Source organism: Rhodococcus sp. LB1, assembly GCF_001583455.1.
GTDB lineage: Bacteria > Actinomycetota > Actinomycetes > Mycobacteriales > Mycobacteriaceae > Rhodococcus_F > Rhodococcus_F opacus.
Window position 1 is genome coordinate 1 of the sequence record NZ_LTCZ01000302.1, and the last position, 1,144, is coordinate 1,144.

Annotated in this window: 1 protein-coding gene; it reads left to right on the forward strand. The window is 68.0% G+C overall.

The genetic code is table 11. From position 1 onward, the window contains the following. Positions 1-1,144 (forward strand): AMP-binding protein (locus tag AZG88_RS31825; RefSeq protein WP_156517669.1); only part of this gene is annotated, 1,144 nt, incomplete at both ends.

Below are 1,144 nucleotides of genomic sequence, written 5' to 3' on the forward strand. Positions count from 1 at the left end.
ACCTCCTCGACGCCGACGAACGACGGAACCTGCTCGACCGCACCGGCGGCCCCGAACACCCCGCAACGACACTGCCCCAACTGCTCACCACCGCCGCAGCACACAACCGCACCGCACCGGCGGTGACATACGAAGACCACCACCTGTCCTACGAACAACTCGACACCGCATCCTCCCAACTGGCACGGATCCTGATCGCCGAAGGCATCGGCACCGAAGACACCGTCGCCATCGCACTCCCCCGCTCCCTCGAAGCGATCCTCGCAATCTGGGCGACCACCAAAACCGGCGCCGCGTTCCTCCCCATCGACCCGAACTACCCGAAAGACCGCATCACCCACATGCTCTCGGACTCCCGAGCCGCACTCGGAGTGACCACCACCGAGCACGCCACCACCCTGCCCGAACCACTGCCCTGGCTCGCCATCGACACCCCCGACCTCGAAACCCGCTGCAACACCATGGATTCAGGTCCAATCACCGACACCGACCGACTCCGACCCCTGCACACCACCAACACCGCCTACCTGCTCTACACCTCCGGCTCCACCGGCACCCCCAAAGGCGTCGTCGTCACCCACCAAGGGCTGGCCAACCTCGCCGCCGAACAACACGAACGATTCACCATCACCCCCGACTCCCGCACCCTGGCCGTGGCATCCCCGAGCTTCGACGCCTCGGTCTTCGAACTGCTCCTCGCCGCCGGATCCGGCGCCACCATGGTCATCGCCCCACCCACCGTCTTCGGCGGCGACGAACTCACCCAACTCCTCCACACCAACCACGTCACCCACGCCGTGATCACACCGGCCGCACTGGCCACCATCGACCCCACCCACCTCCACACCCTGCACACCGTCCTCTCCGCCGGCGAGGCCTGCACCCCCGACCTGCCCACCCGCTGGGCCACACCCCCCGACACCTCCCCCACCCACACACCCCGCCGCTTCTTCAACGGCTACGGCCCCACCGAAACAACCGTGATGAGCAACTGCAGCGGACCACTGCCACCCGGCGGCCCGATCACCATCGGCGGCCCGATCCGCGGCACCCACGCCTACGTCCTCGACGACCGACTCCGCCCCGTCCCCACCGGCGTGACCGCAGAACTGCACCTGGCCGGGATCCAGCTGGCCCGCGGATA